The organism is Microbispora bryophytorum (assembly GCF_043197435.1).
In the GTDB taxonomy this organism is placed as follows: Bacteria; Actinomycetota; Actinomycetes; order Streptosporangiales; family Streptosporangiaceae; genus Microbispora; species Microbispora bryophytorum.
On sequence record NZ_JBICTF010000006.1, the window covers coordinates 367272 to 388652 of the forward strand.

18 protein-coding genes and 1 tRNA gene are annotated in these 21381 nt (G+C 72.6%); 16 read left to right on the forward strand and 3 right to left on the reverse strand.

Translation table 11 applies throughout. The features are described from left to right. Positions 1-32 precede the first annotated feature (32 nt). A complete protein-coding gene (locus tag ACGFIB_RS22445; RefSeq protein WP_142573846.1) occupies positions 33-566 on the forward strand; it encodes a DedA family protein in 534 nt (177 codons plus the stop codon). Beyond that, positions 559-1431 carry a D-alanyl-D-alanine carboxypeptidase family protein gene (locus tag ACGFIB_RS22450; RefSeq protein ID WP_393374640.1) on the forward strand — a complete coding sequence of 291 codons (873 nt, stop codon included), beginning with the start codon at positions 559-561 and terminating at the stop codon, positions 1429-1431. The genes ACGFIB_RS22445 and ACGFIB_RS22450 overlap by 8 nt, the downstream gene beginning before the upstream one ends. Here the strand turns inward: ACGFIB_RS22450 and ACGFIB_RS22455 are convergent. Further along, positions 1418-2227: a TrmH family RNA methyltransferase gene (locus tag ACGFIB_RS22455; protein ID WP_393374642.1), complete on the reverse strand. Its 810-nt coding sequence runs from the start codon at positions 2225-2227 to the stop codon at positions 1418-1420. The two genes, ACGFIB_RS22450 and ACGFIB_RS22455, sit on opposite strands and share 14 nt — an antisense overlap. A gap of 114 nt (positions 2228-2341) precedes the next feature. Here ACGFIB_RS22455 and ACGFIB_RS22460 point away from each other — a divergent pair, with 114 nt between their 5' ends. The 3 genes from ACGFIB_RS22460 (at position 2342) to ACGFIB_RS22470 (ending at position 6731) form a co-directional block, all read left to right on the forward strand. Further along, positions 2342-4102, forward strand: a complete 1761-nt coding sequence (locus tag ACGFIB_RS22460) for a substrate-binding domain-containing protein (protein ID WP_357249901.1) — start codon at positions 2342-2344, stop codon at positions 4100-4102. 134 nt (positions 4103-4236) lie between these two features. After that, entirely contained in the window at positions 4237-5994 is a 1758-nt protein-coding gene (locus ACGFIB_RS22465; protein WP_393374644.1) for an RNA polymerase sigma factor, read from the forward strand. Positions 5995-6191: 197 nt separating this feature from the next. Then, positions 6192-6731: a hypothetical protein gene (locus ACGFIB_RS22470; RefSeq protein WP_142573858.1), complete on the forward strand. Its 540-nt coding sequence runs from the start codon at positions 6192-6194 to the stop codon at positions 6729-6731. Here ACGFIB_RS22470 and pdxR read toward each other — a convergent pair. After that, on the reverse strand, positions 6709-8094 hold the full coding sequence (gene pdxR, locus ACGFIB_RS22475; protein ID WP_393374647.1) for a MocR-like pyridoxine biosynthesis transcription factor PdxR: 1386 nt from the start codon (positions 8092-8094) through the stop codon (positions 6709-6711). The genes ACGFIB_RS22470 and pdxR overlap by 23 nt on opposite strands. 97 nt (positions 8095-8191) lie before the next feature. Between pdxR and ACGFIB_RS22480 the strand changes: the two genes are divergently transcribed. The 11 genes from ACGFIB_RS22480 (at position 8192) to ACGFIB_RS22530 (ending at position 20066) form a co-directional block, all read left to right on the forward strand. Beyond that, the gene (locus ACGFIB_RS22480) at positions 8192-8839 is read left to right on the forward strand and encodes a pyridoxamine 5'-phosphate oxidase family protein (RefSeq protein WP_142573862.1); all 648 of its coding nucleotides are present in this window, start codon (positions 8192-8194) and stop codon (positions 8837-8839) included. Between the two features lie 202 nt (positions 8840-9041). Further along, on the forward strand, positions 9042-10640 hold the full coding sequence (locus ACGFIB_RS22485; RefSeq protein ID WP_393374650.1) for a serine/threonine-protein kinase: 1599 nt from the start codon (positions 9042-9044) through the stop codon (positions 10638-10640). 40 nt (positions 10641-10680) lie between these two features. Beyond that, complete coding sequence (locus ACGFIB_RS22490) at positions 10681-12036, forward strand: protein kinase family protein (protein WP_357249916.1); 1356 nt, start codon at positions 10681-10683, stop codon at positions 12034-12036. Between the two features lie 19 nt (positions 12037-12055). Next, a complete protein-coding gene (locus ACGFIB_RS22495; protein WP_393374653.1) occupies positions 12056-13063 on the forward strand; it encodes a DUF2510 domain-containing protein in 1008 nt (335 codons plus the stop codon). Positions 13064-13098: 35 nt separating this feature from the next. Further along, positions 13099-13695 carry an oligoribonuclease gene (gene orn / locus ACGFIB_RS22500; RefSeq protein WP_357249923.1) on the forward strand — a complete coding sequence of 199 codons (597 nt, stop codon included), beginning with the start codon at positions 13099-13101 and terminating at the stop codon, positions 13693-13695. A gap of 84 nt (positions 13696-13779) precedes the next feature. Continuing rightward, positions 13780-13852: transfer RNA gene (locus ACGFIB_RS22505), tRNA-His, on the forward strand. A 93-nt stretch (positions 13853-13945) separates the two neighbouring features. Next, positions 13946-14470 carry a PadR family transcriptional regulator gene (locus tag ACGFIB_RS22510; RefSeq protein ID WP_142573870.1) on the forward strand — a complete coding sequence of 175 codons (525 nt, stop codon included), beginning with the start codon at positions 13946-13948 and terminating at the stop codon, positions 14468-14470. Further along, positions 14467-15147, forward strand: coding sequence for an ABC transporter ATP-binding protein (locus tag ACGFIB_RS22515; protein WP_393374656.1), 681 nt, complete (start codon positions 14467-14469; stop codon positions 15145-15147). Before ACGFIB_RS22510 ends, ACGFIB_RS22515 begins: the two co-directional genes overlap by 4 nt. Next, positions 15144-17357 (forward strand): FtsX-like permease family protein, encoded by a 2214-nt coding sequence (locus ACGFIB_RS22520; RefSeq protein WP_393374658.1) that lies wholly within the window; start codon positions 15144-15146, stop codon positions 17355-17357. Before ACGFIB_RS22515 ends, ACGFIB_RS22520 begins: the two co-directional genes overlap by 4 nt. A 9-nt stretch (positions 17358-17366) precedes the next feature. Next, on the forward strand, positions 17367-19616 hold the full coding sequence (locus tag ACGFIB_RS22525) for a penicillin acylase family protein (RefSeq protein WP_393374661.1): 2250 nt from the start codon (positions 17367-17369) through the stop codon (positions 19614-19616). A 111-nt stretch (positions 19617-19727) separates the two neighbouring features. Next, positions 19728-20066 carry a helix-turn-helix domain-containing protein gene (locus ACGFIB_RS22530; protein WP_142573878.1) on the forward strand — a complete coding sequence of 113 codons (339 nt, stop codon included), beginning with the start codon at positions 19728-19730 and terminating at the stop codon, positions 20064-20066. Here ACGFIB_RS22530 and lat read toward each other — a convergent pair. Beyond that, positions 19962-21260: an L-lysine 6-transaminase gene (gene lat / locus ACGFIB_RS22535; protein ID WP_191049665.1), complete on the reverse strand. Its 1299-nt coding sequence runs from the start codon at positions 21258-21260 to the stop codon at positions 19962-19964. The two genes, ACGFIB_RS22530 and lat, sit on opposite strands and share 105 nt — an antisense overlap. Positions 21261-21381: the final 121 nt, after the last annotated feature.

Here is a 21381-nt window from a genome sequence, read left to right on the forward strand (position 1 = left end):
ATGGCTGCCCCGACGACCGGCGGTGAGAGCACGTGCGGATCCCCGACCCTACGGCCGCCTCCGTGTTCGGCCTTCCTCTGTGGCTGGTCGTCGCGGTCGGCGCGGTCGCCCTGTTCGGCGCGTTCCAGGTGTACTACTGGGTCGGCCGCAGGCTCGGCGAGGCGCTCTACCGCTCGCGGGTGGGCCGCAGGATCGGCCGGGAGCGGATCGAGCGCGTGGAGAACGTGGTGCGCCGGTGGGGCGCGCTCGCCGTCTACGGCTGCTTCTGGGTGCCTGGCCTGCGGCACACGCTGCCGTGGGTCGCGGGGGCGCTGCGCGTGAACTACCGCTGGTATGTGGTCGCCAGCGCGCTCGGCTGCCTGACCTGGGTGCCGGTGGCGTCCTTCGGCCTCTACTCGCTGCTGTGGGCCTGGCTGTCGCTGGCGGCCCGGTCCCCCGGGCTCGCCGCCGCCGTCGTCGCCGTCGTGGCCCTGGCCGTCGCCCTCCTCCTGCGGCGCCGCAGGAGGGGCGGGAACGGGGACGCGCCCGCCGCGCCCGAAGCCGTGCGATCATGTCGAGATGCGTAACGGGGTACTCATCGCGCTGACCGCCGCCCTCGTCACGGCAGGGACCGCGGCCGTGCCCGCACAGGCCGCTCAGGCCGCCCAGGCCGCGCAGGCTCCGCCGGTCACGGCCCGGGAGGCCTACCTGGTGGACACCACGCAGGGAACGGTCCAGTTCGCCAAGCGCGAGACGCGCCGGGTGCCGATCGCGAGCCTGACCAAGGTCATGACCGCCTACGTGGTCCGGCGGCAGGCCAGCCTGAACGACGTGGTGACCGTCACCGCGGCCGACATACGGCACGCGACGGCCGGCGGGGCCACGACGGCGGGCCTGCGGGCGGGCGAGCGGCTCACGGTGCGCGACCTGCTCTACGGGCTCATGCTCCCCTCGGGAGCCGACGCCGCGCACGCCCTGGCCGAGCGGTACGGCCCCGGGACGGCGAAGTTCGTCGCCAGGATGAACGCCGCGGCGCGGGCTCTCGGCCTGCGCGACACCCGCTACGCCAACCCCGACGGGCTGCCGTCGAAGGGATACTCCACCGCTCGCGACCAGGCGACGCTGGCCGTGGCGGCGCTGCGCGACCCCGTGATCGCGTCCGTGGCCAAGACGCCCAAGCGGGTGGTCGGGAAGTCGGCCGTCCACCGGGCGCACGTGTGGCGCAACACCAACGACCTGCTGGACGACGGCGCGGTGGGGCTGAAGACCGGCTTCACCAGCCAGGCGGGCTACTGCCTGTCGTTCGCCGCCGTCCAGGACGGGCACACGTACGTGGGCGTCGTGCTGGGCGAGCGCAGCGAGAAGGCCAGGCTGGCGACCGCGCGCAAGCTGCTCGACTGGGCCGAGACGGGAGCCTCCGAGGAAGCAGAGCCCGGGGTCACGATCCCCTGAGCAGGCCGTGGCAGGCGATGGCGGCGGCGGCCACCACGTTCAGGGAGTCGACGCCGAGGTCCATCGCCTGTGCGCTCATCGGGATGCAGACGGGCTGGTCGGCATCGTGCAGCCAGTGGGACGACAGCCCGTCGCCCTCCGAGCCGAGCATCAGCGCGACCCGTCCGGACAGCGGGGCCTTGTCCAGCGGCACGGCCGACTGGTCGGGCGTGAGCGCGAGCAGGCGGAACCCGGCCGCCCTGAGCTCCGCCAGGCCGCCGTGCCAGTCGGTCATCCGGGCGTACGGGATGGCGAAAACCGCCCCCATCGACACCTTGACGGCCCTGCGATAGAGGGGGTCGGCGCAGCGCGGCGACAGCACGATCGCGCCGACGCCGAGCGCCGCCGCGCAGCGGAAGATCGCCCCCACGTTGCCGTGGTCGACCAGGTCCTCCAGGACGAGGATCCGCGACCCCGCGTCCGCGAGGAGCTCGCCGACCGAGGGAAGCGGGGTGCGCTCCATCGCGGCGAGCGCGCCCCGGTGCACCTGGAAGCCGGTGATCCCCTCCATCACGCGGTCGGAGACCACATAGACGGTGGCCTCACCGACGACGTCGGCCAGCGCGTCGAGCCACTTGGCCGTGGTCAGCACCGAGCGCACCGGATGGCCCGCGCCGATCGCCCGCCGGATGACCTTCTCGCCCTCGGCGACGAACAGCCCGCGCTCGCTCTCGACGCTCTTGCGCAGGTCGACGTCGCGCAACCGCACGTAGTCAGACAGCCGCGGATCGGCGGCGTCATCGACCGAAATGACCACGGGCCTCAGCGTACGGCCAGGTAGAACACTCGCGCACACCCGGGCGCAAGATATGACTTTTGCCAGTATCGTTCCCTAAACCTGTTACGGCCAGTCGACACCGGAGAGAGCACCGTGGGCGGACGACACCGCACAGACGAACTCGATGGCGGCTTCGACCCCCAGTACGAGCCCCCGCCGCCGCCGCGGCGGCGAGCCGGGCGGGGGACGGTGTTCGTCCCACTGGCCGGAGCGGTCGCCTTGGCCGTGCTCCTCGGCGTCGCCGCGTACGTGGTGGTGAACAAGAGCCCTGGCTGCGCCGGCGAGAAGATCCAGCTGTCGGTCGTCGCCGCGCCGGACATCCAACCCGCCATCCAGAAGATCGCCACCAGGTTCGGCAAGTCGGGCAGGGCCGTCGACGGCAGGTGCGTCGCCGTCACGGTCAAGGCCGCCGAGCCGGCCGACGTCGCCAACGCGATGGCGGGCACCGGTCCCACCAGCGGCAAGCTGGACCCCGACCTGTGGATCCCCGACTCCAGCCTGTGGCTGAGCGGCGTCAAGAACGCGCCCGAGCCCACCGGGAACGCCGCGAGCACCCCCGTCGTGCTCGCCGCGTCCAAGACCGGCGCGGGCAAGCTCCAGTCGGCCTTCAGCCCGAGCTGGACCGGCCTGATGAGCGCGGCGAACGCCGCCAACCCCGACGGCCTGGCGCGGAAGGTGCGCGTGCTCGCGCTCGATCCCACGCAGAACGCCTCCGGCCTTGGCGCGCTGCTCGCCGGGGCCGCCGTGCTCAAGCAGGGAGGCGGCAGCGAGGAGACGCTCGTCGGCGTGCTGCGCCAGTTGTCGGAGTCCACCGTGTCGACCCCCGACAGCTTGTTCGCCACGCTGACCAAGGCCGCGGCCCGCATCCCGGTCGGCGTGACGTCCGAGCAGGCCGTGTGGTCGTACAACACGACGACGACCCCCTCGAACCCGGCGGTCGCGCTCTATCCGGCCGAGGGCACGGTCAGCCTCGACTACCCGATCATCGTCACGGCGAAGGACGCCGCGACGCGCAAGGCCGCCCAGGCCCTGGCGACCGAGGTGACCTCGCCCAACGGCAGGAAGACCGTCCAGGACTACGGCTTCCGCGCGCCCGACGGCAAGGGCGGCAGCCTGCTGAAGCCCGACAACGGCGTGAGCGCCAAGAAGCCGGCCGCGATCCCGCTGCCGGACGCCGCGACCGTCACCCGCCTCTCCCAGGCGTGGCACCAGATCAAGCTCGGCACCAGGCTGCTCGCCCTCATCGACATCTCCGGGACCATGGCGCTGCCCGCCGACAAGACCGGCGTCACCCGGATGCGCGCGATCGCCGACCTCACCGTCGAGGGCCTGAAGCTGTTCCCCGACAAGGCGGAGATCGGCATCTGGGCCTTCTCCGACAACCTGCGCGGCGAGGGCGTGGACTGGAAGCCCGTCGTGCAGATCGGGCCGCTGGCCCAGCAGATCAACGGGGTGACCCGCCGCGACGTGATCAACCAGGCGCTGCAGCGGGCGCAGGCCATCCCCACGGGCAACACCGGCCTGAACGACACCCTGTGGGCCGCCTACCAGAAGATGACCAAGGAGTACGAGCCCGACAAGGTCAACACGATCCTGCTGTTCACCGACGGCGTCGGCAACGACGACCCGAACGGCGGCATCTCCAACACCGAGATCCTGTCCAAGCTGAAGGACGCCTACGATCCCAAGCGGCCGGTGAGCCTCCTGATCATCTCGTTCAACACCCAGAAGGACGAGGACCAGGCGCAGATGACCTCCATCGCCAAGGCGACCGGCGGCGCCGCCTACTTCCCGCAGACCATCCTGGAGATCCGCAACATCTTCCTCAAGGGCATCGCCCGCCGACTCCAGTAACAGCAGCCGCTGTTTTCGCAGGTCATACCCGTTGGGCATGACCCTGTGATCCGTAAACGACGCCAGAGGGGACGGCGTCCCACTCGTGTGGGGACCGGCAGAACCAGGTTCCGTCACACGGGGAGGAATGTTCGTTGCCCGAATGGCCCGGCGTCGGGCGAGCCGACGACCACCGACTGCTGGAGGCGCTGCGCCGCGGCGCCGACGCCCAGGCCCCGGCCACGCTGTACGACGCCTACGCCGACCGGCTGAGCGACTACGCGTACGCGCTGGTGGGCGATCTCGACGCGGCGGAGCGTGCGGTGCACGACGCGCTCGTCGCCGCGTCCTGCTGCGCCGACCGGTTGAAGGAGCCGGCCCGGCTGCGGGCGTGGCTGTACGCACTGACCCGGTTCCACAGCGCCAGCCGAAAGAGTGCCACCCAAAAGAGCGCCACCCGGAAAAGCGCCGCCGGACCCGTCATCGCGGTGGAGGAGTCCGCGGACCCTCCACTCGCCGCGCTGGTGCGGGAGGCGCTGGAGGAACTCGGCGACAACGAGCGCGAGGTGCTCCAGCTCGCCGTACGGCACGGCCTGACGACGGCCGAGATCGGATCGGTCCTCGGGCTCGCCTCCCGGCAGGTGTCGGCGCGGCTCACCCGGGCCCGCGACCACCTGGAGAACGCCGCCGCGGCCCTCGTGCTGGCCAGGGCTGGCCGGGCCCACTGCCCGGAGCTGTCGGCCCTGGTCGACCACGGCGTGGGCGCCGCATGGCAGGACGGCCCCCTCGGTCCTCCCGTGCGCAAGCGGTTGAGCAAGCACATCGCGGCCTGTGAGATCTGCCGCGAGGGCCGGGGCAGGCACGTGTCGGCCGCGCGGCTGCTCGACATGGTCCCGGTCGCCTACCCCCCGCTCTCGCTGCGCCGCCGGGTGATCGAGTCCGCGCTCCAGGCCGACCGGCGGGGCGCCGCCACCGCCGCTACCACCGCTGCCACCACCGCCGCTACTGCTGCCGCCGCCGCTGCCACCACCGCGTTCGACCGGCGCGGTTTCCCCGCGACCACCGGCAGGCAGGCAGGACACGGGCGGCCAGAGCAGGGGCGGGCAGGGCACGGGCGGCCAGAGCAGGGGCGGGTCCGCTCCCGCCCGCTGCGGACCGCTCCCGTCATGCTCGCCGCCGTCTGCGTGTTCGGTGCGGCCGGCGGGCTCGCCCTGGTCTCCGGTCAGGCTCCGGCCGGGCGGCTCGACGCGATACACGTGCCTCCCACGTCGGCGCCCGCGGACCCTGCCCCCGAGGATTCGGCCCCCGGAGATCCGGTGCCGGACCCGGAGGACAGTGACCTGCCCACCGCGACCCCCACCGTCACCCACACCGCGACCCCCGCCCCATCCGGACACGAGACACCAACACCGGACGCTTCCCCCCGATCGGCCGCGACCGCCCCGCCCCACACCAACGCACCCTCGGGGCGGTCGCGGCCCACTCCCACCCGTACGCGACCCGCGCCCAAGCCGGCGCTGACGGCGCTGTGCCCGGGAGACCTGGGCGGCGCGACGGGCGCATCGGTCACGCTGGCCGCGCGCAACGCCGTGATCGAGTGGACGGCCGTCACCTCGGGCGGGATCGCGGTCTCGCCCCGGCACGGCAGGCTCCGCGCGGGCGCGAGCGGCCGGATCACGCTCACCGTCGTCGATCCCGGCGTCGCGGGCAGGGGCGTGGTGACCTTCACGTCCTCAGCCGGCCGGCCCTCGTGCCGGATGGCCTGGGACGGCCAGGAAGGGAACGACGACGAGGCCGGGGCTGGGCCCGGCCCGACCTCCGACATCACGGCCGGTCCCCCCTCCGATTCCGGCGGCGAGCCGGGCGACGGCCCGCCTTCGGCCGGCGAAGCCGCCGCCACGCCCGCCGGCTGACGCATCCGTCACAGCATCACCAGTTGTTACACCCTTGTCGGAAGATTGGCGCTCGCCAGTAACAATCAGGATTCGCGAGGTGTCAGCGGAAGTTTGAAAGGGGAAAAACGACGCGACCGAGGATTTGAGGGGGCATTGTGGCCCAAGCATGGCTGCCCGGCGCAAGCCGACTTCCCTCCCCCGGGGACTCCGGAGCGATGCTCGGAGGAGCCCCGAGGACCGTCTGGTTCATCTGGCCCGCCGACCCCCAAGGGGTCTCGGCCAGATCCGTCGCCCAGCGGCTGATCCAGCTCCGCCGGCCCTCCCACCTGGTGTGGAACCCGGTGACCGGGGAGATCGTCCAGTTGCTCCCGCCCATCAGGGCGGGCGGCGGGCTCGCCGCGGACCGCGGCAGGAACGGACGGGTCTGTGTGCAGATCCAAGTCATCGGCTCGGCGAGGGAACCGTTCACCGACACCAAACTCGACGGTCTGGACGACATCCTGGCCTGGCTCGACTCCTGGGAGGTGCCGCGCCGCTGGCCGGCCGGCCCTCCACTGCCCTATCCGCACTCCCTGGCCGCCGAGCGCAGCAAACGGCTGTGGGCCCTGGGCGGCCACTTCGGCCACTCCCAGGTGCCCGGCACCAGGGAGGGAGACCCGGGATCGATCGACATCGCCCGCATCATCGGCGAGGAGGCGCTCAACCTGAAGGTCCCCCTGTCCGGAAGTGAGCTCAGGCTTCTGCAGGGGGTATGAGCTCCCGGATCACCGCGCACCCGCGCCGCACGTCGGCCCGGGAGGCCGAGCCGTAGCCCAGCACGAGGCCGTGCACCCGAGGCGGCCCGTGGTGGTGGGCCTCGGTCGTGTCCAGGAGCACGCCGCGTTCCCCGGCCCGCCGTACGAGGCCGGGGACCACGCCGGCGGGCAGGGCGACCATGACGTGGAGCCCGGCCGTGTCACCCCGCACGTACGGCCCGAGCTCCTCGACGATGACGGCCCTCCGGCGGGCGTACTCCAGCCGCATCCTGCGCAGGTGCCGGTCGAGGTCGCCGCGTTCCAGCAGGGTCGCCACGGCCCGCTGGACCGGCCCCGACGTGCGGTCGGCGAGCTGCGTCCGGCGCTCCGCCACGGCGTCGAGCAGGTCCGCGGGGGCGACCAGCCAGCCGAGCCCGACGTCGGGACCGAGCGACTTCGACAGCGTGCCGAGCAGCACCACCCGCCCGGGGTCGAGCCCGTAGAGCGCGGGCAGCGGCGCGACGTCGTAGCGGAACTCGGCGTCGTAGTCGTCCTCGACGACGATCGCGCCGGTCCTGCGCGCCCAGGCGAGCAGCCGCTCCCTGCGCGGGATCGGCAGCCTGCCGCCGACCGGGAACTGGTGCGCGGGCGTGGTGTAGAGCACCCGCAGGTCGTCGGGGAGCGCCTCGACGATCACGCCCTGCTCGTCCACCGGGCAGGGCACGACCTCCGCGCCCCGGGAGGCGAAGATCCGCCGGGCGGCCCGCCAGCCGGGCTCCTCCACCCCGGCCCGGGTCCCCGGGCCGAGCAGCGTGGCGGCGATCAGGTCGAGCCCGTTCCCGGTGCCCCTGGTGACCATGACGTTCCCCGCGCCCACGGGCACGGCCCTGGCCCTGCGCAGGTGGTCGGCCAGCAGTTCGCGCAGCTCCGGATGGCCGTAGGGGTCGGGGAACGCGTTCAGCGCCAGCTCGCCCGCCGAGCGCCAGGCCCGCCGCCAGGCCGCCGTGTCGTACCCGAACACCCACGGCCGCCCCGGCCGCAGGTCCACCCATCCCGGGGGCGCCGGCTCGCGACGGACGGCTCCGCGGACGTCGACCGCCCGCGCGCCCGGCTTTTCGTACGGCAGCGCGTCGTCGGCCACGTAGGTGCCCGAGCCGTGCCGCCCGTCCAGCCACCCCTCGGCGTACAACTGCTGGTACGCGTCGGTCGCGACGGTCCTGCTGACCCCCAACAGGGCGGCGAGGGCCCGCGTGGACGGCAGCCGCTCCCCCGCCCTGAGCCGGCCGGTGCGCATGGCCTCCCGCAACTGACCGGCCACCTGGACGGCCAGCGGCACCGGGGACTCGCGGTCCACCGCCAGCGGCAGATCTATGGTCAGGCGCACAGTGTTCCCCGCACAGTGTTCCCCCGCAGAGTGGTCTCCCAGTATGGGCACTGAGTGGACGTGTTCCGGCAGTCCACTTCGGCCTAACGTATCGGACATGCTCTCCACAACCGCCCGTACCACCCTCAGGCGGTCGAAGGACCGCGCCCGCACCGACCGCGCCGACCTGTACGCGATCCTGGACGCTGGCCTCGTCTGTCATCTCGGCGTGCTGGCCGGCGGGTCCCCCATGGTGATCCCCACCGCCTACGGCCGGATCGGCGACACCCTCTACCTGCACGGCTCCACCGGCGCGACCTCGCTGCGGGCCGCGCTCGGCGCCCCGGTCTGCGTCACCGTGACCCACCTCGACGGCGTCGTGCTGGCGCGCTCCGCCTTCCACCACTCCGTGAACTACCGGTCCGCCATGGTCTACGGCCTCGCCCGGCTGGTGGACGACCCCGAGGAACGGCTCGCCGGCCTGCGGGCCGTCACCGAGCAGCTCGCCCCCGGGCAGTGGGACGCCGTACGCCTGCCGGACCGCAAGGAGACGGCCGCCACGGCCGTGGTCGCCCTGTCTCTGGAGGAGGCGTCGGTGAAGGTCAGGCAGGGGCCGCCGAAGGACGACGAGGAGGACTACGACCTGCCCGTCTGGGCGGGCGTGCTGCCGCTCACCGTGTCGTGGGGCGCTCCCGAGCCCGACCCGCGCCTCGCGCCCGGCATCCCGGTTCCCCCGCACATCGGGAACCGTCAGCCGCGGCTGTAAGCGACCTGCAAGCGGTTTCACCGACACTGCGGCCGAGCCTTCATCAGCCGGCCGGCGAGCGGCGCCTCCACGATCGCCCGGCAGACCGATCCCGACATTCATTCTGACTAAACGGTGACTTTTCAACGTAATCGTAAAGTCGCCACTAAACTTCGGTCTCGTCATTTGGCGGGGGCCCCAGGCGATGAGGAGACAGACCGTTATGCACGGCCAGACGGGCGCCTGGCGCGTCCCCGGCTATACGGAAGTTCGTGAGCTCGGCACGGGGGGCGCCGGGCGAGTGATGCTCGCGCGGCATGACGCCGACGACATCCCTGTGGCGATCAAGTACCTGTCCGACGAGATGATGGCGGACCTCCACTTCGTGGCCCGGTTCCGGCACGAGGCCCGCCTGCTCGCCGCCATGGATCCCAGCCCGCACGCGGCGCGCTTCTACGAGTACGTCGAGACCGCGCGCGGCGCCGCCATCGTCATGGAGCTCATCGACGGCGTCTCGCTGCGCGCGATGCTCCGCTCGGAGGGCCCGACCGGTCCCGAGGCCGCGCTCACCGTGCTCAAGGGCTCACTGCTCGGGCTGGCCGTGGCGCACTCCATCGGCGTCGTCCACCGCGACTACAAGCCCGAGAACGTCATGGTCGAGGCCGACGGCGCCAGCAAGCTCGTCGACTTCGGCATCGCGGCGCAGGCCGGCGAAGGGGTCAGGGCGGCCGGGACACCGCCGTACATGGCGCCGGAGCAGTGGTCGGGCGGGAAGGCCGGGCCGGCGAGCGACGTCTACGCCGCCACCGTCGTCTTCTTCGAGTGCCTCACCGGCGGACGGCCGTTCCGGGCGCAGAACATGGCCGCGCTGGCCCGCCAGCACCAGGCCACCCCTCCTCCGGTCGACGAGGTGCCGCCCCCTCTGCGCGACCTCGTGGAGCGCGGCATGGCCAAGCGGCCCGAGGAGCGGTTCGCGTCGGCCGAGGAGTTCGTGCGGGAGCTCGAAATCGTCGCCGCGGGCGCGTACGGCCCGGCCTGGGAGGAACGCGGACGGCGCCGGCTCGCGGCGCTCGCCGGGCTGCTTGTGCCGTTCTTCCCGCTCAAGGAGAACGTCTCCGAGACCGGCACCGCACTGGCCGAGACGAAGCTCGGCGGGCTGCTGAGCCGGACCCGCATGAAGATCGGCCTGACCCTGGCCGGGATGGTCGTGATCGCGGGCGGAACGGTGGCGCTGGTCCAGACCATGAGCGGCGGCACGACTCTGCAGGCCGGGACGACGATCGCGACGCCGCCCGCGGTCGATCCCTCGTCGATCGAGGTGGAGGACGACTCCGCCGACGACCCCACCGAGGACCCGGAGGATGCGACGCCCGCCCCGGCGACCCCCACCCCTGCGGGCACCAGCCCGGCGGCCACCAGCCCCGAGCCGAACCCCTCGCCGCCACCGGTCGTCCAGCCCAGCGCGACCGGCCGGGCGACCCCCCGGCCCTCGGCGAGCGCGAAGCCGAAGCCCACGCCGACCATCAGGCGCACCCCCAGGCCGAGGCCCTCGCCCAAGCCCGTGCCCTCGGAAGACGCGGTCACGGTCGACCCGCGCGGCAACTCGCAGACGACCCCGCGGCCCAGCCCCGCCCAGACCAGCAGGCCGCCCACGACCCGGCCCACCACACAGCCGACCACCCGGCCCACGACGCGGCCCACCACCCGCCCCACGACAGACCCCACGCCGACGACCCAGCCGACCCGGCCGACGACGCCGCCCAGCACCCCCGACGGCCAGCCGACGCTGACGCGCTCGTCCGGGTCGTCGGTGATCCTGTGAGCGCGCTCACCGCGGCTGACATCACCAAAGGCGGCCGTAGATGCGAGAAGGCCTGACGGTCGCGGGGCACCGGCTCACCGGCCGCACCCGGCCCAGCGAGGTCGGCACCTGGGCGGACGCCGTCTCCCCGGACGGGCGGCCGTCCGGTGTGCTGCGGTTCGATCCCGCGGCCGTCGCGACGGCCGCGGCACGCGAACGGCTCGTCGCCGCGGTCGGCGCCGACGTGCGGCTGCAGGAAGGCGGGCCGATCGGGCTGCTGCCCGTGATCGACCTGGTGGCCGCGCGTGACGAGGTCTGGCTGATCACCGCACGGGCGACGCCGGCCGTCGCCGACCTGATGGCCGCCGGCCGCCTGGACCCGGGCGGCGCGGCGACCGTGCTCCTGGAGACCGCGCAGGCGCTGCTCGCCGTGCACGCCGCCGGGCCGGCCCACGGCTCGCTGCACGCCGGCACCGTCGTGATCGGGGAGAACGGCTCGGTGCTGCTGGCCGAGCGCGGCCTGCTGCGGGCGCTACGGGGCGAGACCGCGTCCGCGGAGCAGGACGTGGCGGCCTGGGCCGCGCTCGCCGGCGCGCTGGCCGCGCACTGCGGTCAGGGACACGCGGCGGCGGCGCTGCGGCGCGCGTCCGGCGCCGCGGCCCACGGGCTGGCCGCCGCCCGAGACACCCTGCTCGCCGAGCGCGACGCGTTCCCCGGCATGGGCCGGGAACGGCTGGCTCACTCGGCACACAGCGCGGCATACGGCTTCGCCGCGCCCGTGTCCCCTGCGTCCCCCGAGCTCCCCGCCGGCCCGGCGGCCGGCTCTTCCGGCGGGGAGGCGGTGACCCTGCTCGACCTGCCTAACGCTGGGGACGGCCCCGGCGACGTGATGATGCGGTTCGGGCCCGGGGTCCCGACCGAGACCACGGCGGCGCAGATCTGGCGGGCCGGGCAGACCCACGACGCCGTCACGGCCGCCCACACCGGCGGTCCGGCCCCCCGGCGGCGCCGGAGGCGTACGACGGCGTGGGCGGGGACCCTGCTGCTGGCGATCCTGATCGCGGCCGTGATCCTGTGGCTGCGCCAGGCGCCCGGCGCACCGCTCGCGGTGAGCGACGTCGACGTCAAGGCGCCCAAGAAGACGGTGCACTGCGACGGCAGAGCCGATTTCGTGGGGGTCGTCACCACCAACGGCGAGGCCGGCACGCTCCGCTACCTCTGGATCCGCAGCGACAACCGCGAGCCGCTGGAGCAGGAGCAGCAGGTCTCCTCGGGAGACACGTCGGTGGACCTCCCCCTGCACTGGAAGGTGACCGGACCGGGATCGTTCAAGGGCACGGCCACACTCCGCGTCCTGTCCCCCACGACGACGGGGAAGCCGATCCAGGACAAGGCAAGTTTCACCTACAAATGCTGATTTCATTAGTGTGGCGCGCATGACGACGACGCCCGCCGGCTGGTATCCGGACCCGTACGGCTCCCCTCTTCTCCGTTGGTGGGACGGCACCCAGTGGACCGACGCCACCCACGCCCCCGGGCAGGAGGCCGGAGCGCCGCCCCAGGCCCCTCAGCAGGCTCCGCCCCAGGCCCCGCAGCCGGCCCCGCAGTGGGCGCAGCCCCAGTGGGGACCTGCGAACCAGACGGCGCAGCTCCCGATGCCCGAGTTCGGCGCGCCGCGGCGTACGGCGCCGGTCTGGCCGTGGATCGTGGGCGGCGTCGCAGCCGTGGTGGTGCTCGCGCTGGTCATCGGCGGTGCGGTCATCGTCCTGCGCGATCGCGCCGGCTCGACCCTCGCCCGGCCGGAGACCACCGCGACGGCCCCGCAACTCGACCAGACCGTGCCGCCCGAGCAGGAGCCGCAGCAGTCCGCCCCGCCGCTGCCCCAGCTTCCCCAGCCGTCCGGTGACCGCATCAAGGACCCGGTGACCGGCCTGTCGTACGCGTACCCGGGCGACAAGTGGCAGGTGCCGGAGTCGAAGAACGTCAACGACCCGTCCGACCCGAGGATGCCGCTGTGGACGAGCGGCTGCCTGGCGACCTCCCAGGCGAACTACGACGGCAGGGGCGGCGACTGGGTCGGCAGCATCTACGCCGCCGAGGTGCCCCAGTTCTTCCCCTACAGCGGCCCGCAGAGCTTCGGGCAGCTCTCCCAGACGCTGCTACTCGCCTACGACCCGATCTTCTACGGCATCCAGCACGAGCGCAAGGTGCTGCGCAGCGAGGCGACGACCGTGAGCGGCAAGCAGGGCTGGGTGATCGAGTTCGAGATGGACTTCACCAAGGTCGCCGAGGCCAACGGCCTGAAGTGGAAGAAGGAGAAGGGCGCGATCGTCCTGGTGGACCGCGGCCAGAACGCCCGTCCCGCGATGCTGTACGTCTCGGTGCCGGACAACCTGGACCAGTCGATCATCAAGCGCGTGGAGGACTCGCTTCAGTCTCAGTGACGTCCCCATTTACCCTTCCGCATTACTCTTGAGCCATGACTGACCCGCTGGTCTGGATCGACTGTGAGATGACCGGGCTCGACCTCGGCCGTGACGCGCTCATCGAGGTGGCCTGTATCGTCACCGACGGCGAGCTGAACCAGCTGGATGAGGGCGTGGACGTCGTCATCAAACCCCCTGCCGAGACGCTGGAGCAGATGTCAGAGGTCGTGCGGGAGATGCACACGGCCTCGGGGCTGCTGCGGGCGCTCGCGGCGGGGGTGACCCTGGCGGAGGCCGAGGCCGTCGTGCTCGACTACATCCGCTCCCACGTGCCCGAGGCCAAGAAGGCGCCGCTGTGCGGCAACTCCATCGCGACCGACCGCGCGTTCATCGCCCGGGACCTGCCTCTGGTGGACGCCTTCCTGCACTACCGGATGGTCGACGTTTCGTCGATCAAGGAGCTGGCCCGCCGCTGGTATCCCCGGGTCTACTTCGCCTCCCCCGAGAAGCAGGGCGGGCACCGCGCACTGGCCGACATCACCGAGAGCGTCCGGGAGCTGCGCTACTACCGCGCCGCGGTCTTCGTGCCGCAACCCGGGCCCGACTCCGCCACCGCCCGCGAGGTCGCGGAGTCCGTCTCCGGGTCCTGACGAGGAGGGCCGAGCGGTATTACAGGCGCGGAGGACTCCGAAATACCGCTACACTTTCTTCGTACGCCGCGCACGGCGGACATGGTGGGTGTAGCTCAGCTGGCAGAGCGCCAGGTTGTGGTCCTGGATGTCGTGGGTTCAAGTCCCATCACTCACCCCGATACGAACGGCCGGTCCCGACGGACCGGCCGTTCGTTTTTTCACGAGCGATTATAACCCCCGTGTATACACTCGATGTATAGTCCGGGACATGACCGTTCCCCTCGCGTTGCTCGGCCTCCTGGAACGGGAGCCGAGCCACGGATACGACCTGAAACGCGACTACGACGCCTTCTTCGGCCGGGGCAGGCCGCTGCCCTTCGGGCAGGTGTACTCCACGCTCGGCCGCCTGGCCAGGGACGGCAAGGTCACCGGGCAGAGCGAACCGGGCGACGGGCCGGACCGCAAGCGCTACGCCATCACCCCCCTGGGCCGGCAGGAGGTCGCCACCTGGCTGGTCGAGCCGGTCGCGGCCGAGCCGTACCTGCAGACGGTGCTGTTCACCAAGGTCGTGCTGGCGCTGATGCTGGGCCGTGACGCGGCCGGCTACCTGGACGCGCAGCGCGCCACGCACATGCGGCGCATGCGGGAGCTGACGGAGATCAAGCGCGGCGGCCCCCTGACCGACGCCCTGCTGGCCGACCATGCCATGTTCCACGTGGAGGCGGACCTGCGGTGGATCGACGTCACCCAGGCCCGGCTGGGGGCCCTGGCCGAGATGGTGCGCGCCTCATGATCATCGAGGCTCGGGAGGTCAGCCGCTCCTACGGCAGCACGCCCGCGCTGCGGGAGGCGAACCTCTCGGTGGCCGCGGGCGAGGTCGTGGCGATCATGGGCCCCAGCGGGTCCGGCAAGTCCACGCTGCTGCACTGCCTGGCCGGCATCTTCACGCCGGACACCGGAGAGGTGTGGTTCGACGGACGCCGCCTGGACACCCTGGACGACGGCCGCCGCAGCGAACTGCGGCGCACCGCCTTCGGCTTCGTCTTCCAGTTCGGCCAGCTCGTGCCGGAGCTGACGGTCACCGACAACGTGATGCTGCCGCTGCTGCTGGGCCGCACCAGGAGAAGGCACGCCGAGCGGCGGGCGGCCGAATGGCTGGAGCGGCTGGAGCTGGCCGGCCTGGGCGGGCGGCGCACCGGAGAGCTGTCGGGCGGGCAGGCGCAGCGCGTGGCCATCGCGAGAGCACTGGTGACGCGGCCCCGGGTCGTGTTCGCCGACGAGCCGACCGGCGCGCTGGACACGCTCACCGGCGAACACGTGATGGACCTGCTGGTGGGCCTGGCCCGCGAGGAGGGCGCCACCGTCATCGTGGTGACCCACGACGCCCGGGTGGCCGCCTGCGCCGACCGGGAGGTCGTGGTGCGCGACGGCCGGGTCTGCGACCCGTACGCGACCGGGGCCGTCCGATGATCCGGCTGGGCCTGCGGCTGTCGCTGAGCAGCGGCAGGGAGGCGGCGGCCAGGCTGGCGCTGATCGTCGTCGGAGTGGCGGCCGGCGTCGCGGTGCTGCTGGCCACGCTGTCGCTGTTCAACGCCTTCCAGGCTACCGGCGGCCGTCCCTGCTGGGAGTGCACGACCGGCTCGGCGCCCAGCGGCTGGGCCCTCGACCCGTCGGCCGACGGCGCGTTGTGGAGCTACCGCGAGGACTTCTACGCAGGCCGGACGATCAAGAGGCTGGACGCCGCCGCGCTCGGCACGCGGGCGCCGGTCGTCCCCGGCCTGTTCCGCATGCCCGGCCCGGGGCAGTACGACGTCTCGCCCGCGCTGGCCGGGCTGCTGGACTCGGCGCCGCGTGCGGAACTGGCCGACCGCTTCCCCGGCACGCGCGCCGGGCTGATCGGCGACGCCGCGCTGTCCGGGCCCGACGAGCTGGTCATCGTGGTGGGACGGACGCCGGACGAGGTCGCCGCCATGCCCGGCGCCCGGCAGGTCGACGTGGTCGGCGCCGAGCCGGCGATCGACGACGGGGCGGACGTCTACCGGTTCGGCTTCGGCGTCGCCGCCGTCGGGCTGATCGTCCCGCTGATGGTGCTCGTGGGCACCGCCACACGGCTGGCCGCGGCTCGCCGCGAGACCCGCTTCGCCGCCATCCGCCTGGTCGGAGCCACCACCCGGCAGATCAACGTGCTCGCGACGGTGGACGCCGCGCTGGGCGCGCTGGCCGGCGCGATGGCCGGCCTCGCGATCTTCCAGCTCGTACGGCCGGCCGTGGCCGGGGTGCGGATCACCGGCGCCCGGTTCTTCCCCGAGCTGGTCACCCCGCACCTCTGGCAGTACGCGGCCGTGCTCGGCGGGGTGCCGGTCGTGGCGGCCTGTGCCGCCCTGTGGTCCCTGCGCCGGGTGCGGATCTCGCCGCTCGGCGTGGCGAGGAAGACCACCGCGTCCCCTCCGCGAGCGTGGCGGGTGGTCCCGCTGCTGGCGGGCCTGGGGATGTTCGCGGGCCCGGTGTATCGGAACGGCAAGCCCGACGAGCTGCTCGCCGTCGTCGCGCTTGTGCTGATCATGGCCGGGCTGATGCTGGCCGGCCCCTGGCTGACCATGGTCGCCGCACGTCTGACCGCCCGGCTGACGCGGGGCGGGGCGACGCTGCTGGCCACGCGGCGCCTGGCCGCCGATCCGAAGACCGCCTTCAGGTCGGTGAGCGGGCTGGTGCTGGCGGTGTTCATCGGGACGACGATCGCGGCCCTCGTGCCGGCCGTGGTCGCCGGCCAGCAGAAGGTGGCCGGGGGCACGCTCAACGACGTTCTGGGCGCGACGTTCGCCCGGCCGGGCGTCTCCGGCCTGTCACCGCGGGCGGCGACGGAGCTGCTCGACCGGTTACGCGCCCATCCGGGCGTGGAGGTGCTGCCGATCTACGCCAGGCCGGACATCGAACGCGTCCCCCCGGGGCCCGACGGCCCGCCGCCCGCGCCGTACGTCGTCGAGTGCGCCGGGCTGGCCCTCTTCCCCGTGCTGGGCCGGTGCCCCGAAAGCACGCGCGCCGTGGCGGGCAACTTCGCCCGCATCGTCGGCGCCGACAACCCCCTCACCGTCGACAGGCTCCTTCCGCTGGCGGGCCCGGCCAGCCCGCCCGCCGTCGCCGACGGGCTGGACATGGCGGCCATCATGATCACCACACCCGATCCGGCCACACTGGAGCGGCTGCGCACCCTGCTGGCCGGTTACACCGTCGAAGCGCCGATGACCTTCGCCGAGGTCGCCGAGGTCAGGGCGGACCTCTACACCCGCGCGGAGAACGTCGCGCTGGCCATGGTCGGGCTCACCCTGGTCGCCGGCGCCTGCGGCCTCGTGGTGGCGGCCGGCGGCGGGCTGGTGGAGCGCAGGCAGCCGTTCACCCTGCTGCGGCTGGCGGGCACGCCCACGCGCACCCTGGCCGCGGTGGTGCTGCTGGAGTCGGCGCTGCCGCTCGTGCTGGCCGCCGCGCTCGCCGCCGGCGCCGGCTTCGGGGTGGCCGAGCCGCTCATCGACGCCCTCGCGATGAGGAGCGCGTCGATCGCGATCCCGGGCCCCGTCTACTTCGCCTCCCTCGGCGGGGGCCTGGCCGCCGCCCTCCTGGTGATCCTCACGACGCTGCCGATGCTGCGGCGCATGACCATGCCCGACAACGCGCGTTTCGAATAGGAGCCCCCCATGAAGCTCAGGCCACTCGTGATCGCGCTGGCGTTACTCGCACCCGCCGTCGCGACCGTACCCGCGGCGGAGGCGGCCGACGCGGGATACTCGGCGACGATCCGGCGCACCGAATACGGCATCCCGCACATCACCGCCAAGGACTACGGCGGCCTCGGATTCGGATACGGCTACGCCTTCGCCCAGGACAACCTGTGCACACTCGCCTCCTGGGTGGTGACGCTGCGCGGCGAGCGCTCCCGCTACTTCGGGCCGGAGGCCGAGTCCGACGACCCCAAGCCGGTCGCCAACCTCACCAGCGACGTCTACTACAAGAGCGTCGCCGCCTCGGGCGTCGTACGGCGGCTGCTGGCCCGGCCCGCGCCGGTCGGCCCGAGCGACGAGCTGCGCCGCCTAGTGGACGGCTATGTCGCCGGATACAACCGCTACCTGGAGGACACCGGGGTGGCGAACCTGCCCGATCCCCGATGCCGGGGCAAGGCGTGGGTCGGCCCGATCACCGCCACCGACATGTGGAACAACCTGCTCGACTTCAGCCGGATGGTCTCCAGCTCCGGCCTGAAGGAGGCCATCACCGGCATGGCCGAACCCGAGAGACCGAAGCCTGAGCCGCCGCCGGCGGCGGGCAGCAACGCCTGGGTGCTCGGCCGTCAGGCCACCCGCGGAGGCGGCGGCATGGTGCTGGCCGACCCGCACTTCCCGTGGCAGGGGATCCGCCGCTTCTACCAGGTCCAGCTCACCATCCCCGGCGTGCTCGACGTCTCCGGCGGCAGCCTGTACGGCACCCCCGTCGTCCAGATCGGCCACAACGCCGAGGTCGCCTGGACCCACACCGTCTCCCACGCCCAGCACTTCACCGTCTACCGGCTGAAGCTCGCGGGCGGCCACAGCTACCTGGTGGACGGCCGGGCGGAGCCCATGGGCGAGCAGGAGGTGACGGTCACGCTGCCGGATGGCACCGTCTCGGTCCACACACTCCTCACCTCCCGCTACGGCCCGGTGCTCGCCACCGGCCACACCGACGAGGCGGCGTACGCGCTGGCCGACGCGAACGCCGCCAACCTGCGGGCGGCCGACGAGTGGCTGGCGCTGGCCAGAGCGGGCGACCTCGACGAACTGCGCACGGCCCAGCGGACCTACCAGGGGATGCCGTTCGTCCACACCCTCGCCACCGACGCGAGCGGGACCGCCTACTTCGCCGACACCTCGGTCGTCCCCCACGTCACGGACGCCGAGGCGAAGCGCTGCGCCGAGCCCTCGCCGGATCCCGGCCTCGATGCGTACGTCCTGGACGGCTCGACCTCCGCGTGCCTGTGGGGCAGGGACGGCGACGCCGTCGTGCCGGGCGTCTTCGGGCCCGGCAGCCAGCCGAGGCTGGTCCGCGCCGACTACGTGGCCAACTCCAACAACACCTATTGGATGACCAATCCGGCGAAGCCGCTCACCGGCTATGCCCAGGCGTACGGCAAGACGGGCACGGACCTGGAGCCGCGCCCCCGGGTCAGCCTCGACATGATCGCCCAGCGGCTGTCCGGGACCGACGGGCTCGGCGCGCCCGGCTTCACGCTGGAGACGTTGCAGGCCACGGTGCACGGCAAGCGCAACCTCACCTTCGAGCTGATGCGCGACGACCTGCTGAAGCTGTGCCGTGCACACCCCGAGCTAAGCCACGAGGCGTGCCGGACGCTGAGTGAGTGGGACGGGCGGGCCACCCTGGACGGCGAGGGCGCCGTCCTGTGGCGCGAGTTCTTCTCCCGGCTCGGCCGTCCCATGTGGCGGGTGCCGTTCGACCCCGAGCGTCCGCTGACCACTCCGCGAGGGCTGAAGATCGACGACCCGGCGGTGCGGCAGGCCCTCGCCGACACCGTGGAGTTCTTCCGGTCCAACCGGATCCCGCTGACGCTCACCCCGGGGGAGGCGCAGAGCTACTCCTCGATCCCGGTTCCCGGCTGCACCGAAGGGGAGGGCTGCTTCGACCGGGTGCGCACAGGCGGGCCGCTGGGCACGGACGGACGCTACCCGGAGGTGAACACCGGATCCAGCTTCATGATGGCCGTCGAGCTCACCCCCGCCGGCCCGCGCACGCGGACCGTCCTCACCTACTCCCTGTCCGCCAACCCCGCGTCACCCCACCACGCCGACCAGACGGCCCTGTTCTCGCGCGGCGAGTGGGTGACTGAACGCTTCACCGCGGCCGAGATCGCCGCCGATCCACAGCTCGAAATCATCACGATCCATGAGGAGCCTTGACCCGGGCAAGTCAGTGCATTTTTCCCCAAAAGTGGACGTTGCAGGTTATGCTGCCTCACAACCGCCGTGCGGGGGCCCCGGCGATCTCTGATCGTCTTCTACGGAGGCCGGATGAGAATCGACGACCGCACCACGCCGGGACACGACCTGGGGCTGAGCAAGCGGGAAGCCGAGGTCATGGAGCTGATCGCGACCGGTCACTCCAATGGCGAGATCGCGCGCCTGCTGTTCCTCAGCGAGAAGACCGTGAAGAACCACGTGAACCGCATCTACGCCAAGCTGGGCGTGGATTCGAGGATGACGGCCATCTGCCGCTGGCGCGGCGAACCCGCGCCACCGGCGCCGTCAGCCCCCGGCCAGATCCCCGGCCAGATTCCCGGTGAGGACGGCGCGCAGGCCGGCCAGGCCGTACTCAAGCTCGTCCGGCTGGACGGACAGGGCAGGGCGTAGCCGTACGGACCGCTCTCCGCAGCGCAGGACCAGGATCGCCCGTTCCTCCCGGAGCCGGGCGACCAGCCCGGCGGGGTCGGGAACGTCGAAGGCGCACATCAGCCCGCGCCCGCGGGCGTTGGCGACCAGGCCCTCGGCCTCCAGACCCTGGAGGGCGCCGAGCAGCTTCTCGCCCAGGATGGCCGCTCTCGGGATCAGGGCGTCCCGCTCGACGATCTCCAGCATCCGGCGGGAGCGCAGCATGTCGACCAGGCCGCCGCCCCAGGTGGAGTTGATCCTCCCGCTGACCTGGAACACGTTGTCGGGCACGAGGTCCACCCTGCGGCCCGCCATGATGCCCCCCACCTGGACCTTCTTCGCGAAGGCCACGATGTCGGGGGCCAGGCCGAGCTGCTGGTACGCCCAGGGGGTGCCGGTCAGTCCGACGCCGGTCTGCACCTCGTCCACAACGAACAGGGCCTCGTACTCGTGGCAGAGCGCCTGCATCGCCTGGAGGAACTCGGGGCGCATGTGGTTGTCGCCGCCCTCGCCCTGGATCGGCTCGGCGATGAAACAGGCGATGTCGTGGCGGAACCGCTCGAACGCCTCCCTGGCCTGCGCCAGCGCCCGTTCCTCCGCCCTCTCGACGTCCCCGAAGTGGATGGCGGGGACGTCGACGCGCGGCCAGCAGAACCGGGGGAACCGTTCGGTCTTGACGGGGTCGGTGTTGGTGAGTGAGAGCGTGTAGCCGCCGCGGCCGTGGAAGGCCCGGGTGAGGTGGAGGACGCGGGTGCCGAGGCCGGGGTGGCGGCCGTGGGCCTCATTCCAGCGGCTCTTCCAGTCGAAGGCACACTTGAGCGCGTTCTCAACGGCCGCCGACCCGCCCTCGACGAAGAACAGGTGCGGCAGTTCGGGGTCGCCGAGCACCCGCCGGAACGTCTCCACGAACTCGGCGAGGTGGACGGTGTACATGTCGGAGTTGGCCGGCTTGTTGGCGGCCACCCGGCCGAGCAGCGCGACGAACTCCGGGTCGTCGGCGAAGGGGTTCACCCCGAGCGGCGACGACGCGAAGAACGTGTAGAAGTCGAGATACCTCCGGCCGTCCCGGGCGTCGACCAGCCAGGAGCCCGCGCTCCTGTCCAGGTCGAGCACGAGACGGTAGCCGTCGACGAGCAGGTGCCGTGCGAGGGCGTCGTGCACGGTGGTGGGGTCCATTTCGCCTCCGCGTCATGCTGGGAAACGAGATGATTCCCTCACATCGGGTCATCTATGTGAAGGGTTTCCGCATAGATAGCACCTCAAGTGGACATTTTTCAGGCCGCAAGGGTAGGTTCGC